The following is a 14,809-nucleotide window of genomic DNA, read 5'->3' on the forward strand; positions in this document are numbered from 1 at the left end:
CTTATCCCGATCGTTTACGGTTACTATTACGCGGCGCGCCGCTGCGACGGTTGTTATTGCCACCGCGACGAGGCCCATTGCCAGAGCGGGGACGCGTCAGGCGCTTAGGTGGCGGAAGATCGGTCATTAGCGCATCGCTGTTATAGCGGCTGACGGTAATGCTGTGGCCAATATACTCTTCAATCGCGGGCAGATTCAGCGCGTACTCTTCACAGGCCAGGCTGATGGAGTGCCCGTTGGCCCCTGCGCGACCGGTGCGTCCAATACGGTGCACGTAGTCTTCGCGATCGTCCGGCAGGTCGTAGTTAAAGACGTGGGTAACGGCGGGAATATGCAGGCCACGCGCGGCAACGTCGGTGGCGACCAGAATATCCACATCACCTTTGGTAAAGTCGTCCAGAATGCGCAGACGCTTTTTCTGAGCCACATCGCCAGTTAGCAGGCCAACGCGATGGCCATCGGCGGCCAGATGGCCCCAGATATCCTCACAGCGGTGCTTGGTATTGGCGAAAATAATCGCCCGATCGGGCCACTCTTCTTCCAGCAGCGTTTGCAGAAGACGCATTTTTTCTTCGTTAGACGGATAGAAAAGTTCTTCTTTGATACGGTGTCCGGTTTTCTGCTCCGGCTCAACTTCGACGTACTCGGCGTTGTTCATATTTTCGAACGCCAGCTCGCGGACGCGGAAGGAGAGGGTTGCGGAAAAGAGCATGTTCAGCCGCTGGTTAGCCGCAGGCATGCGGCGGAACAGCCAGCGAATATCTTTGATAAAGCCGAGGTCGAACATGCGATCGGCTTCGTCGAGCACAACAACCTGAATAGCACCTAAATTAACGTGATTCTGTTTGGCGTAATCAATCAGCCGACCGGTCGTGCCAATCAGGATATCAACGCCGCTTTCCAGCACCTTAAGCTGTTTGTCGTAGCCGTCGCCGCCGTAGGCCAGCCCCAGCTTCAGGCCGGTAGCCTGGGTCAGCGGTTCAGCATCTGCATGAATTTGCACGGCTAATTCCCGCGTTGGCGCCAGGATCAGCGCGCGTGGCTGATTAATCTGTCGACCAACAGGTGCAGGGTGAGAAAGAAGATGATGGAACGTTGACGTCAGAAACGCCATCGTTTTGCCGGTACCGGTTTGCGCCTGTCCCGCTACATCACGCCCCTGAAGGGTGAAAGGTAGTGCGAGCGCCTGTATAGGCGTGCAGTTATGAAAGCCTTTAGTTTCAAGGGCTTCAATGACCTGAGGGTGCAGGGCGAAGTCGGAAAACTTCTGTTCAGTTAAGTGTGTTTTGCTCATAGTGTGGTAGAATATCAGCTTACTATTGCTTTACGAAAGCGTATCCGGTGAAATAAAGTCAACCTAAGTTGGCAGATTTTACGCCAACCAGCCAGGCATAATCTTTTGGAGTAAGACATGAGCAGCGATAAAATTGTTCACCTGACCGATGACAGCTTCGAAACCGACGTATTAAAAGCAGAAGGTTTGACGCTGGTCGACTTCTGGGCAGAGTGGTGTGGCCCTTGCAAAATGATCGCCCCCATTCTTGATGAAGTGGCCGAAGAGTACGACGGCAAGCTGACAATCGCCAAACTGAATATCGACGATAATCCGGGCACGGCACCAAAGTATGGTATTCGCGGTATTCCTACTTTGCTGCTGTTTAAGGATGGTGAAGTGGCCGCGACCAAGGTTGGCGCACTGTCTAAAGGTCAGCTTAAAGAGTTCCTGAACGCGAATCTGGGCTGACCGTCTGGCTGCGTCCGGCAGAGAGCGAAATTTCAGCTCCGCGCTGGACGCAGGCCATTAAGCGTGCTAACTTACTTTTACTGCACTCTGTACTTACCTGTACTAAGACTCTAAGTTTTACTCCTTGTTGAACACTGTTTTCATCTAAATCTTACAGATATTCAGCAATCTGACGGTTAGCATCATCAGCATTTCCGGCGTCTTGTCCTTACCGTCCCTCGTCTCAGATTTGCGTTATCCTGCACGTAATCATCGAGCGGACCCAGACAAGAGTGCCATTAACAGGCATGGATTTTTCGCCATTCCACTTACGACAAACATTTCGAGATTTACCCCGAGTTTAAGAACCCACCATTATGAATCTTACCGAACTAAAAAATACGCCGGTTTCTGACCTGATAATACTCGGCGAAAATATGGGGCTGGAAAACCTGGCGCGTCTGCGTAAGCAGGACATCATTTTCTCCATCCTTAAGCAACATGCAAAAAGCGGCGAAGATATCTTCGGCGATGGCGTACTGGAGATATTGCAGGATGGATTTGGTTTCCTCCGCTCTGGAGACAGCTCCTACCTCGCCGGCCCTGATGATATTTACGTTTCCCCCAGCCAGATCCGCCGCTTTAACCTCCGCACAGGTGACACCATTTCCGGCAAGATCCGTCCGCCGAAAGAAGGTGAGCGTTATTTTGCCCTGCTGAAAGTTAACGAAGTTAACTACGATAAGCCGGAAAATGCGCGTAACAAGATCCTGTTCGAAAACTTAACCCCACTGCATGCGAATTCACGCCTGCGGATGGAGCGCGGTAACGGTTCGACTGAAGATTTGACCGCTCGCGTTCTGGACCTGGCGTCGCCAATCGGTCGCGGACAGCGCGGTCTGATCGTCGCACCGCCTAAAGCCGGTAAAACCATGCTGCTGCAAAATATCGCGCAGAGCATCGCCTATAATCACCCAGACTGCGTGCTGATGGTGCTGCTGATTGACGAGCGTCCGGAAGAAGTGACCGAGATGCAGCGTCTGGTTAAGGGTGAAGTGATTGCTTCTACCTTTGACGAACCCGCATCCCGTCACGTTCAGGTTGCGGAGATGGTAATTGAGAAGGCCAAGCGCCTGGTTGAGCACAAAAAAGATGTGATCATCCTGCTGGACTCCATTACCCGCCTGGCCCGTGCCTACAACACCGTCGTACCGGCTTCCGGTAAAGTACTGACCGGTGGTGTGGACGCGAACGCCCTGCATCGTCCGAAACGCTTCTTCGGTGCGGCACGTAACGTTGAGGAGGGCGGAAGCCTGACCATCATCGCGACAGCGCTGGTCGATACCGGTTCAAAAATGGACGAAGTCATTTACGAAGAATTCAAGGGTACCGGTAATATGGAACTGCATCTGGCGCGTAAAATCGCCGAGAAGCGTGTGTTCCCAGCGATTGATTACAATCGTTCCGGTACGCGTAAAGAAGAGCTGCTTACCAGCTCGGAAGAACTGCAGAAAATGTGGATCCTGCGCAAAATCATTCACCCAATGGGTGAAATTGACGCCATGGAGTTCCTCATCAACAAACTGGCTATGACGAAAACTAACGATGAGTTCTTCGATATGATGAAACGCTCATAACGCGTTTCGCCTGTACGGCGGCCTCAGGCCGTTGACAGGTGCCATTATGACCGCTTTGAACTTTATGGGCGGTCAACGGGCAAAAAGAAAACTCGGGCAACGCCACGTTCAAACGTGGCGTTTTTCGTTTGTGGGCTATACGATATTCAGCTACCGGAGAATTAAATAAAGGTGCCTTTCAGGATAAAATTTCAGCGCATGATGGAGTTTTGAATGGAAGCACAATGGAAATCAGAAATCTGCGGATGTTTAATGGCACAATAGTTGCTTATAACACTGCGAGATTCTTTGCTGAGAGCTGTTTAATGTGAATTTACTCAATATGAGTACAGAGCTTGCCTTAATATTTTTGTTTTCACTGGTATTTCTCTTTTTTGCCCGTAAAGCAGCTAAAAAGGTGGGGCTGGTTGATAAGCCTAACTATCGCAAACGTCATCAGGGCGTCGTTCCCCTGGTAGGCGGCATCTCTGTTTTTGCAGGAATCTGTTTTAGCTACACCATCAGTAATTACTATCTCCCTCATTTTGTTCTTTATCTGGGCTGCGCGGGCATGCTGGTGCTGGTCGGTGCGCTTGACGATCGTTTTGATATCAGCGTGAAATTCCGTGCCATCGTCCAGGCGGCAATCGCCGTGGTGATGATGACCTTCGGTAAGCTCTACCTGCTGAGCCTGGGGTATATCTTTGGCCCCTGGGAACTGATCGTCGGGCCGTTTGGCTATGTGCTGACGCTGTTTGCCGTCTGGGCCGCCATCAACGCTTTCAATATGGTCGATGGCATTGACGGGCTGCTGGGTGGTCTCTCCTGCGTCACCTTCCTGGCGATGGGCATTATTCTCCTGCTTGACGGACAGCAAAGCCTGGCGATGTGGTGCTTTGCGATGATCGCGGCCATCGTGCCCTATATTTTGCTGAATCTCGGCGTATTTGGTCGCCGGTATAAGGTGTTTATGGGCGATGCAGGCAGCACGCTAATCGGCTTTACCATTATCTGGATCCTGCTGGAAGCGACGCAGGGCCAGTCTCATCCGATTACGCCGGTCACGGCGCTGTGGCTGATTGCTATCCCGCTAATGGATATGGTGGCCATTATGTATCGCCGCCTGAGTAAGGGCATGAGCCCCTTCTCCGCTGACCGTCAGCATATTCATCATCTGATTATGCGGGCGGGTTTCTCCTCGCGGCAGGCCTGCCTGTTAATTACGCTTGCCGCCGCGCTGCTGGCCGGCGTCGGCGTGTTGGGCGAATCCCTCTCTTTTGTCCCGGACTGGGCCATGCTGCTGCTGTTTTTACTGGCGTTTATGCTTTACGGCTACTGCATCAAGCGGGCATGGCGCGTGGCTCGGCTGATAAAAAGAGTAAAAAGACGCCTGCGCAGGGCGCAGTAATTACCGCTGAGCCCAATTGCACGATTCCGATACGCTGATTAAAAGGAAAATTATGTATGACGCATCCTGATGCTGCCGATAACGAACTGGATATTCGCGGCCTTTGCTGCGCCCTCTGGAGGGGGAAGCTGTGGATTATCGGCGGTGCGCTGGCGCTGGCGCTGCTGGCCTTTCTCGGCTCGCTGCTGATGACGCCACAGTGGAGCACGACTGCCATTACCGATCGCCCAACGGTTACTCTCCTGGGCGGCTATTACTCGCAGCAGCAGTTTTTGAATAATCTGGATACTCATGCCAGCAATGGCAGCGTCACGCCGCCGTCCGTGATGGATCAGGCCTATCAGGAATTCGTCAGGCAGCTTTCGGCCTGGGATACGCGGCGGGACTTCTGGCTGCAATCCCGCTACTACAAACAGCGGCAAACCGGCAACGCGCATGACGACGCGACGAAACTGGATGAGATGATAAACAATATACAGTTTCAGCCCGCGGATACGGCCAAAAATGTCAGTGACACGGTCAGGCTGGTGGCAGAAACCTCTGCGGATGCCAATACGCTGCTGCGCCAGTACGTGGCCTTCGCTAATCAGCGGGCGGCCACGCATCTGAACGACGACGTAACCGGTGCCTGGGCAGCGCGCACTATTCAGCTGAAAGCACAGGTGAAGCGGCAGGAGGCGGTTGCCAACGCGATATACCAGCGTCAGGTGAACAGCGTAGAGCAGGCATTAAAAATTGCCCGCCAGCAGGGTTTTGAGCAGGCGAAGACCTCCACGCCGGTCGAGCAGCTGCCTGACTCTGAACTCTTCCTGCTGGGACGCCCTCTGCTACAGGGGCGGCTGGAGAATTTGCAGGCCACCGGCCCCGGCTACGAGCTGGACTACCTGCAAAACAGAGCGATGTTGTCCACCCTCAACGTGGGTCCCACCCTGGTGGAGTCTTTCCAGACTTATCGCTATCTGCGTACGCCAGAGGAGCCAGTGAAACGCGACAGCCCGCGTCGCCTGTTTTTAATGATTATGTGGGGTGCAGTAGGCGCTTTAGCCGGGGCAGGGACTGCTCTGGTACGCCGCCCTCGTGGTCGGGCGCGTAATGCGCATTCAGCGACCTAACAGACGAACGAAGAGAGTCACAGTGAAAGTACTAACTGTTTTTGGCACGCGCCCGGAAGCGATTAAAATGGCTCCGCTGGTTCATGCACTCGCACAGGATAGCGAGATAGAAGCGCGTCTGTGCGTCACTGCGCAGCATCGTGAGATGCTGGATCAGGTTCTGAAACTTTTTGCGATCGTACCGGATTACGATCTCAATATTATGCGTCCCGGCCAGGCGCTAAGCGAAATCACCAGCCGTATTCTGGAGGGGCTGAAAGGCGTCTTTGACGAATTTACCCCTGATGTCGTATTGGTTCACGGCGATACCACCACTACCTTTGCCGCCAGCCTGGCGGCCTTCTATCACCGTATTCCCGTGGGACACGTCGAGGCCGGGCTGCGTACGGGCGATCTCTATTCCCCCTGGCCGGAAGAAGCGAACCGCACCCTGACCGGCCATCTGGCTTCGTATCACTTCACACCGACGGAAACCGCGCGTAATAACCTCCTGCGTGAGAATTTGCGCGGGGACCGCATGTTTGTGACCGGCAATACGGTCATTGATGCCCTTTTCTGGGTCCGCGATCGGGTGCTGAGCGATGAGACGCTCAGAAACAGCCTGACCGCGCGCTATCCCTTCCTGGAAGCCGGTAAGAAGATGATTCTGGTTACTGGCCACCGGCGGGAGAGCTTCGGCGGCGGATTCGAGCGAATTTGCAGCGCGCTGGCCGAGATCGCCCGGCTACATCCCGACGTACTCATCGTCTATCCGGTGCACCTGAACCCCAACGTCAGCGAGCCGGTCAATCGCATTCTGCGCGGCATTGATAACATCGTGCTGATCGAGCCGCAGGAGTACCTGCCCTTTGTGTGGCTGATGGTGCATGCCTGGCTTATCCTCACGGACTCAGGCGGCATCCAGGAAGAAGCCCCCTCGCTGGGCAAACCGGTTCTGGTGATGCGCGACACCACCGAGCGTCCGGAAGCGGTAGAGGCGGGCACGGTCAGACTGGTGGGAACTGACGTGCAGAAGATTGTCAGTGAAGTATCGCGTTTACTCACGGATGAGCTGGCATACCATTCAATGAGTCGTGCCCACAACCCTTATGGGGACGGCCAGGCCTGTCAGCGTATTGTGCAGGCGCTAAAAAATAATCGGGTTTATTTATGACGTTCAATACCATCTCAATTATCGGGCTGGGCTACATTGGCCTGCCTACCGCTGCTGCCTTTGCTTCGCGGGGCCACACCGTGGTTGGCATTGATATTAATGCCGATGCCGTAGAAACCATTAACCGTGGCGAAATCCATATAGTGGAACCCGAACTCGACCAGGTGGTGAAAACCGCCGTCGGACAGGGCTACCTGCGGGCTGCCACCAAACCGGTAGCGGCTGATGCCTTTCTGATCGCCGTCCCAACGCCGTTTCAGGACGAACATCAGCCGGATATGTCATGGGTTAAGGCTGCGGCACTGTCGATTGCCCCGGTGCTGAAGCGCGGGGATTTAGTGATCCTCGAGTCCACTTCCCCGGTGGGTGCCACCGAGCAAATGGCCGAGTGGCTGGCCACGGAACGTCCCGATCTCCGCTTTCCACAGCAGGCCGGTGAGGCAGCCGATATTCAGATTGCCTACTGCCCCGAGCGCGTGCTGCCCGGAAAGATTATGCTTGAGCTGTTTAAGAACGATCGGGTTATCGGTGGCATGACGCCAGCCTGTTCCGAGCGGGCGAAGGCGCTTTATATGCTCTTCGTGGAAGGCGAATGCGTGATTACCAATTCACGAACGGCGGAGATGTGTAAGCTCACCGAGAACAGCTTTCGCGATGTGAATATCGCTTTCGCCAATGAGCTGTCGCTGATCTGCGCCGATCAGGGGATTAACGTCTGGGAACTGATCCGGCTGGCCAATCGACATCCCCGGGTCAACATCCTCCAGCCCGGCCCGGGCGTCGGCGGCCACTGCATCGCCGTCGATCCCTGGTTTATCGTGGCACAGAACCCGGTCCAGGCGCGCCTCATTCGTACTGCGCGTGAAGTCAACGACAGTAAGCCTCACTGGGTACTGGAGCAGGTGAAAAAGGCGCTGGCAGAGTGTCTGACGGCCAGCGACAAACGCGCCAGCGAAGTGACTATCGCCTGCTTTGGACTGGCGTTTAAACCAGACATTGACGATCTGCGCGAAAGCCCGGCCATGGAGGTGGCAGAGATGATCGCCAACTGGCATTTCGGCACCACGCTGGTAATCGAACCGCATATTCGTCAGCTGCCTGCGCGGCTGGCCGGGAAAGCCGAACTGGCACCGCTGGATGAGGCCCTTCACCAGGCTGACGTGCTGGTGATGCTGGTTGACCATGCCGCTTTTAAAACGGCAGACGTTGCTCAGTCCGGACCGCACTGGATTGTCGATACCAAAGGCGTCTGGCAGTGAGTGCAACCGTGCTGGGCCGCATTGAGCCCCTGAGATGGGAAAATGACTTTTTCGCGGTGAATAGCGCCCTGTTGAGCCTGGACGCCCGGGGAACCGTGCTTGATAGTGACGGATTGCAGGGCTTTGATATCGTCCAGTGCCGGGTGCTTTCGCAGCAGACCGCCGAGCTGGATGCACTGGGCGAGATGGGATTTCGCCTGGTTGAAGGTGAAGTGGACTGCGTGCTGGGCGTGTCCGCGACGTCGCGCCCGGACGGCATACGAATTGCCCGCGCTGAGCATATTCCCCTGCTGCGTGAGGCAGCCAGCGCCGCGTTTGCCTTCAGTCGGTTTCGTGCGCCCTGGTATCAGCCCGCCGACAGCGGCCGGTTTTATGCACAGTGGATAGAAAACGCCGTACGCGGGACGTTTGACCACCAGTGCCTGCTTGCCGTCAATGAGCAGGGCGATATGCAGGGGTTTATTTCATTGCGCGAGCTGCCGGACGGCAGCGGCAGAGTCGGCCTGCTGGCCACGCTGCCGGAAGCGCAGGGGCTAGGCGTCGGTCAGCGGATGATTGCGGCTGCCACAGACTGGTGTCGGGTTCGCCGCCTGTCGCGTTTACATATCGCCACCCAGCTGAGCAATCTCCCCGCTCTCCGGCTTTATCATCGTTGCGGTGGCGTGGTTGAACGCACCGCCTACTGGCTTTACAGGTAACAACCATGAATCCGTTTAACGCTTCACCTACTGGTATGACAGGTAACATGATGATCCCCTTCAATTCGCCACCGATTGTAGGTACTGAACTGGCGTATATGCAGTCGGCAATGGGGAGCGGAAAGCTCAGCGGCGACGGCGGCTTTACGCGGCGCTGTCAGCAGTGGATGGAGCATCGCTTTGGCTGTAAAAAGGTCCTGATGACGCCCTCCTGCACCGCCTCGCTGGAGATGGCGGCCCTGCTAATCAATATTCAGCCTGGCGATGAAGTCATTATGCCGAGCTATACCTTCGTCTCGACCGCCAATGCCTTTGTGCTGCGCGGGGCGGTAATCGTGTTTGTGGATATTCGCCCCGACACGCTGAACATTGATGAAACCCTGATTGAAGCGGCGATCACGCCGAAAACCAAAGCCATTGTGCCCGTTCACTATGCCGGTGTAGCCTGCGAAATGGATGCCATCATGGCCCTCGCCAGCCGTTACAAGCTGTTCGTCATTGAAGATGCCGCGCAGGGGATCATGTCCACCTACAAAGGCAGGCCGCTGGGTACCATTGGCGACATCGGCTGCTTCAGCTTTCATGAGACCAAAAATTACACCGCCGGAGGCGAGGGCGGCGCGACGCTGATAAACGACGCGGCTCTTATCGAACGTGCGGAGATCATCCGGGAGAAAGGCACTAATCGCAGCCAGTTTTTCCGTGGGCAGGTCGATAAATACACCTGGCGGGATATAGGTTCCAGCTACCTGATGTCGGATCTTCAGGCCGCCTGGCTCTGGGCGCAGCTTGAAGCGGCAGAACAGATTAATGCCCGTCGTCTTGCGCTCTGGCAGCGCTACTATGATGCACTCGAGCCGATTGCACAGACTGGACGCATTACGCTGCCCTCCATGCCGCCTGAGTGCCAGCATAACGCGCATATGTTTTATATTAAGCTGCACAATAATGAGGATCGCAGTGCGCTGATTGACTGGCTGAATGAGGCTGAGATCCTGGCGGTCTTCCATTACATTCCGCTCCATTCCTCACCGGCCGGTCAGCGTTTTGGCCGCTTCCACGGGGATGACCATCATACGCAGTTTGAAAGCGAACGCCTGCTCCGCCTGCCGCTGTTTTATAACCTTTCTGATAATAATCAGAAAACGGTGATCAACTCGCTGCTGAGCTTCTTTTCCTGATATGTCACTGGCTAAAGCATCGGTATGGACGGCGGCCTCTACACTGGTCAAGATTACGGCGGGACTGCTGGTAGTGAAGATGCTGGCGGTGTCGTTCGGCCCGGCTGGCGTGGGGCAGGCGGGTAATTTCCGGCAGCTTATTACCGTGCTGGGCGTGCTGGCGGGCGCCGGGATTTTTAATGGCGTGACCAAATACGTTGCGGAACAGTCGCAGCCGACGCCGGCATTACGCGCCATTACCGGAACGGCTTCGGCAATGGTGCTGGGCTTCTCCACGCTGCTGGCGGTGGGCTTTTTACTCTTCGCCGCACCGATTAGCACCGCCCTATTTGGGCACGACCATTATCAGAACGTGGTGCGGATCGTCGCCTTTTTGCAGGTGGGTATCGCCTGGGCCAACCTGACGCTGGCGGTGTTGAAAGGCTTCCGCGATGCGCGGGGGAACGCGCTGGCCCTTATCCTGGGCAGCCTGGTGGGCGTGGTAGCCTGGTTTATCTGCTACTGGCTGGGCGGCTACAGCGGTGCGCTGGTAGGGCTGGCGATGGTTCCCGCGCTGGTGGTCTTTCCGGCGGCGATAATACTGGCCCGCCGGGATCATCTGCCCCTGCGCTTTCTGCTCCCCCGTTGGGATCCGACGATAGCCGCGAACCTGAGCAAATTTACGCTTATGGCGCTGATCACCGCGGTTACGCTGCCGATCGCGTGGGTAATGATGCGTAATCTGCTGGCGGCGCACAGCGGCTGGGATCAGGTTGGGCTCTGGCAGGGCGTGACCAGTATTTCGGATGCCTATCTGCAATTTATTACCGCCTCTTTCAGCGTTTATCTGCTGCCCACGCTCTCCCGCCTCACCAGCCGGCAGGCGATCTCCCGCGAGATCGTTCGCTCGCTCAGCTTTGTGCTGCCGATGGTGGCTGCGGTTAGCCTGACCGTCTGGCTGCTGCGGGATATGGCTATCTGGCTGCTGTTTTCCAGCCAGTTTCACGCCATGCGCGACCTGTTTATCTGGCAACTGACGGGCGATATTTTTAAGGTTGGCTCCTATGTGTTTGGCTATCTGGTGATTGCTAAAGCGTCGCTACGATTTTACATTCTGACAGAGGTCAGCCAGTTTCTGTTGCTGACGTTGTTTGCTCGCTGGCTTATCCCTTTGCACGGTGCAACAGGTGCCGCCCAGGCCTATATGGCCAGCTACATCGTCTATTTTGCGCTCTGCACCAGCGCCTTTCTTCTCTATCGTAGAAAAGTATGACCACATTGATTTACGTTCTCGGCTCACCCATTCCCCATCATAATCAGACCGTGCTGCGTTTTTTTAACGATGTACTCTCCGTACGGATGCCCGGCGCGGCGCGGCGTCATTTCTGGGTAGTGGGTGAAGCACCCGTGCCGTCTGAGTTCAGCCAGCTGGACATTCGCTACTTCGCGGATAAACGCGCGATCGCCCAGGCGATCGTCGCCAGGGCCAGGGCGTCGCGGCAAACCCGCTTCTTCTTCCTCGGGCAGTTCAATGCCGCATTATGGCTGGCGCTGCTGGTGGGGAAAATCAAAGCCGCGCAGTGCTACTGGCATATCTGGGGGGCCGATCTCTATGAACAGGGAAAAGGCTGGCGATTCCGGCTGTTTTACCTGCTGCGTCGTCTGGCGCAGAAGCGCGTGGGGCGGGTGTTCGCAACGCGTGGCGACATCACCTGGTTTCAGCAGCGCTGCCCGCGGGTGCCCGCCTCGCTGCTCTATTTCCCTACCCGGATGGCACAGACGATCCTGCCCGCCGGAGAGAAAAAAGCGGATGAGTTGACGATTCTGGTGGGTAACTCCGGGGATAGCAGCAATCGTCACGTTCAGGCGCTACAGGAGATAGCTCAGCAGTTTGGCGACAAAGCCTCGGTCATCGTACCGCTCGGGTATCCTGAGAATAACGATGCCTGGATCCAGCAGGTACGGGAGGCAGGCGAGCGGCTGTTCAGCGCGGATAAGCTCCATATCCTTACTGAAAAACTCGATTTTACCGCTTACCTTGAGCTGATTTCGCGCTGCGATTTAGGCTACTTTATTTTTGAGCGCCAGCAGGGGATTGGCACCCTGTGCCTGCTGATCCAGGCCAATATTCCCGTTGTGGTGAACCGTAAAAACCCGTTCTGGCAGGACCTGGTTGAGCAAAACGTCCCGGTACTGTTCGCTGGTGATACGCTGGATGGGCCACGGGTTAAGGAAGCTCAGCGGCAAATGGCGCTGCTGGATAAGTCGGCCATCGCCTTTTTTGACCCGGCATATATCGAAGGCTGGTGTCATGCGCTTACGCTGGCGGAAGAGGAACAGGTATGACGCTGTCGCAGTTTGCTGGCCTGCTGGTGGTCTGGCTGTTATCGCTCGGCGTGGTGCTGACGCTGACGTGGCGTGAGTTTCGCCGGGTACGTTTTAATTTTAACGTCTTCTTTTCGCTGCTGTTCCTGCTGACCTTCTATTTCGGCTTCCCGCTGACCTGCCTGCTGGTATTCAGATTCAACGTGCAGGTGGTGCCGCCTGAAAATCTGCTTGAGGCGCTGCTCTCGGCGACGTGCTTTTACGCAATTTACTACGTGAGCTATAAAACGCGCCTGAGGGCGGTCTCAGCGCGGCCCTCCAGGCCTGTCTTTACCATGAATCGCGTTGAGACGCATTTGACCTGGGGGATTCTGGCCCTGATCGCGCTGGGCACGGTGCTGGTGTTCTTTCTGCATAACGGCTTTCTGTTATTCAGGTTGCACAGCTACAGCCAGATTTTCTCCAGCGACGTCTCGGGCGTGGCGCTTAAGCGCTTTTTCTACTTTTTTATCCCCGCCATGCTGGTGGTCTATTTCCTCGATCAGCGAATGCGAAACTGGCTGCTGTTTCTGGTGGCGACGGTGGGATTCGGCCTGTTGACCTACGTCATTGTAGGCGGTACGCGCGCTAACATCATCATCGCCTTTGCCCTGTTTCTGTTTATCGGCATTATTCGCGGCTGGATCACGCTGTGGATGCTGGCGATGGCGGGCGTGGCCGGGGTGGTGGCGATGTTCTGGCTGGCGCTGAAACGTTATAACCTTGACGTCCGCGGTGCGGAGGCATTCTATACCTTCCTCTATCTGACGCGCGATACCTTCTCGCCCTGGGAGAACCTGGGGCTGCTGTTGCAAAACTACGATAAGATCGACTTTCAGGGGCTGGCGCCGATAGTGCGGGATTTCTACGTATTTATCCCGAGCTGGCTGTGGCCGGACAGGCCGACAATGGTGCTGAACAGCGCTAACTACTTCACCTGGGAAGTGCTTAATAACCACTCAGGCCTGGCGATTTCACCCACGCTCATCGGCTCACTGGTGGTGATGGGGGGAGTAGGGTTTATTCTGCCCGGCGCCATCGCAGTCGGGATGGTTATAANCTGGCGATTTCACCCACGCTCATCGGCTCACTGGTGGTGATGGGGGGAGTAGGGTTTATTCTGCCCGGCGCCATCGCAGTCGGGATGGTTATAAAATGGTTTGACTGGCTGTATCAGAAAGGCCAGCAGGAGAGTAATCGCTATAAAGCTGCGATATTACAAAGCTTCTGCTTTGGTGCTGTTTTCAATATGATTGTGCTTGCCAGAGAGGGCCTGGATGCGTTTGCATCCCGGGTCGTCTTCTTTTGCCTGATTTTTGTCGCGGCGGTCGTGGTGGCAAAGCTGCTCTACTGGCTGCTGGATAGTGCAGGCGTGGTCCGGGCGAAAAAGGCCTCGGTTCAGCCCCAGTCGCATTAAGCCCGAGCGGACACGTCTGTCCGCCAGGCTATTTTTACCTTAAGGAAACGCTCATGGATGCCCCTTCTTCTGTACCGCACTACCAGATCCGCGGCTTTTCGCTGCTGGGTTTTCGCGATATGGCTGGCTTCCTTGACTACCTCTATCAGGGAAGCACCCTGAAGACCGGAACGCTGGTGGCGATAAATGCCGAAAAAGTCCTGACGGCAGAGAGTCAGCCGATGGTTCGCGAATTGATTGAGGCGGCGGAATACAAATATGCTGACGGCATCAGTATTGTCCGCTCGGTACGCAAAAAATATCCCGAGGCGCAGATTGCCCGCATCGCCGGTGCCGACCTGTGGGAAGCGTTGATGGAGCGTGCAGGCCGTGAAGGTACGCCCGTTTTCCTGATTGGCGGCAAGCCTGAAGTGCTTGAGCAGACGCAGGCTAAACTGCGACGCCAGTGGAATGTGAATATCGTGGGTGCGCAGGATGGCTATTTCGCGCCCGCGGATCGCGATGCGCTGTTTGCACGCGTTGCCGCCAGCGGTGCCCGAATTGTGACGGTAGCCATGGGATCGCCCCGGCAGGAAGTGCTGATGCGCGACTGTAAGATGGTTAATCCTGATGCCCTGTATATGGGCGTAGGCGGTACCTATGACGTGTTTACCGGTCGGGTGAAGCGTGCGCCCCTGTTCTGGCAGAAGATGGGTCTGGAGTGGCTGTATCGGCTTCTTATGCAACCTTCCCGGCTGCGCAGGCAGTTAAAACTGCTTAAATACCTCAAGTATCATTTACGCGGCGATCTTTAAAATACTTTTTGTCCTGCGGTAATCGTTGGAATGCAAACATTTTTCGTCCGTTTTCTATACATTCCGTACGTGCTTTAGACAGAACGCACAAAGCGTAAGCAAACG

At 55.7% G+C, this 14,809-nt stretch carries 12 protein-coding genes and 1 pseudogene; 12 read left to right on the forward strand and 1 reads right to left on the reverse strand.

Annotation, left to right across the window (positions count from 1 at the left end; genetic code table 11):
- Position 1: 1 nt before the first annotated feature.
- The gene (rhlB, locus tag A1830_RS18590) at positions 2 to 1,294 is read right to left on the reverse strand and encodes an ATP-dependent RNA helicase RhlB (protein ID WP_067709694.1); all 1,293 of its coding nucleotides are present in this window, start codon (positions 1,292 to 1,294) and stop codon (positions 2 to 4) included.
- A gap of 117 nt (positions 1,295 to 1,411) precedes the next feature.
- Here rhlB and trxA point away from each other — a divergent pair, with 117 nt between their 5' ends.
- The 12 genes and pseudogenes from trxA (at position 1,412) to wecG (ending at position 14,704) form a co-directional block, all read left to right on the forward strand.
- On the forward strand, positions 1,412 to 1,744 hold the full coding sequence (gene trxA, locus A1830_RS18595) for a thioredoxin TrxA (RefSeq protein WP_067709696.1): 333 nt from the start codon (positions 1,412 to 1,414) through the stop codon (positions 1,742 to 1,744).
- Between the two features lie 356 nt (positions 1,745 to 2,100).
- Entirely contained in the window at positions 2,101 to 3,360 is a 1,260-nt protein-coding gene (gene rho / locus A1830_RS18600; protein ID WP_067709698.1) for a transcription termination factor Rho, read from the forward strand.
- Between the two features lie 307 nt (positions 3,361 to 3,667).
- Positions 3,668 to 4,747 (forward strand): UDP-N-acetylglucosamine--undecaprenyl-phosphate N-acetylglucosaminephosphotransferase, encoded by a 1,080-nt coding sequence (gene wecA / locus A1830_RS18605; RefSeq protein ID WP_067709701.1) that lies wholly within the window; start codon positions 3,668 to 3,670, stop codon positions 4,745 to 4,747.
- A gap of 56 nt (positions 4,748 to 4,803) precedes the next feature.
- Positions 4,804 to 5,859: an ECA polysaccharide chain length modulation protein gene (gene wzzE, locus A1830_RS18610; protein WP_067709703.1), complete on the forward strand. Its 1,056-nt coding sequence runs from the start codon at positions 4,804 to 4,806 to the stop codon at positions 5,857 to 5,859.
- A 22-nt stretch (positions 5,860 to 5,881) separates the two neighbouring features.
- Complete coding sequence (gene wecB / locus A1830_RS18615; RefSeq protein WP_156485040.1) at positions 5,882 to 7,012, forward strand: non-hydrolyzing UDP-N-acetylglucosamine 2-epimerase; 1,131 nt, start codon at positions 5,882 to 5,884, stop codon at positions 7,010 to 7,012.
- Positions 7,009 to 8,271, forward strand: coding sequence for a UDP-N-acetyl-D-mannosamine dehydrogenase (gene wecC / locus A1830_RS18620; protein WP_067709708.1), 1,263 nt, complete (start codon positions 7,009 to 7,011; stop codon positions 8,269 to 8,271). The genes wecB and wecC overlap by 4 nt, the downstream gene beginning before the upstream one ends.
- Complete coding sequence (gene rffC, locus A1830_RS18625) at positions 8,268 to 8,969, forward strand: dTDP-4-amino-4,6-dideoxy-D-galactose acyltransferase (protein WP_067709710.1); 702 nt, start codon at positions 8,268 to 8,270, stop codon at positions 8,967 to 8,969. Before wecC ends, rffC begins: the two co-directional genes overlap by 4 nt.
- Before the next feature lie 50 nt (positions 8,970 to 9,019).
- Positions 9,020 to 10,150, forward strand: coding sequence for a dTDP-4-amino-4,6-dideoxygalactose transaminase (gene rffA, locus A1830_RS18630; RefSeq protein WP_067709829.1), 1,131 nt, complete (start codon positions 9,020 to 9,022; stop codon positions 10,148 to 10,150).
- A 1-nt stretch (position 10,151) separates the two neighbouring features.
- A complete protein-coding gene (gene wzxE, locus A1830_RS18635; protein WP_067709712.1) occupies positions 10,152 to 11,402 on the forward strand; it encodes a lipid III flippase WzxE in 1,251 nt (416 codons plus the stop codon).
- Positions 11,399 to 12,475 carry a TDP-N-acetylfucosamine:lipid II N-acetylfucosaminyltransferase gene (locus tag A1830_RS18640; RefSeq protein ID WP_067709715.1) on the forward strand — a complete coding sequence of 359 codons (1,077 nt, stop codon included), beginning with the start codon at positions 11,399 to 11,401 and terminating at the stop codon, positions 12,473 to 12,475. The genes wzxE and A1830_RS18640 overlap by 4 nt, the downstream gene beginning before the upstream one ends.
- Positions 12,472 to 13,910: pseudogene (wzyE, locus tag A1830_RS18645) on the forward strand (ECA oligosaccharide polymerase). The gene A1830_RS18640 and the pseudogene wzyE overlap by 4 nt, the downstream one beginning before the upstream one ends.
- A 53-nt stretch (positions 13,911 to 13,963) precedes the next feature.
- Positions 13,964 to 14,704, forward strand: coding sequence for a lipopolysaccharide N-acetylmannosaminouronosyltransferase (wecG, locus tag A1830_RS18650; protein WP_067709717.1), 741 nt, complete (start codon positions 13,964 to 13,966; stop codon positions 14,702 to 14,704).
- Positions 14,705 to 14,809 lie beyond the last annotated feature (105 nt).

Source organism: Erwinia sp. ErVv1 (assembly GCF_900068895.1).
Lineage (GTDB): Bacteria > Pseudomonadota > Gammaproteobacteria > Enterobacterales > Enterobacteriaceae > Erwinia.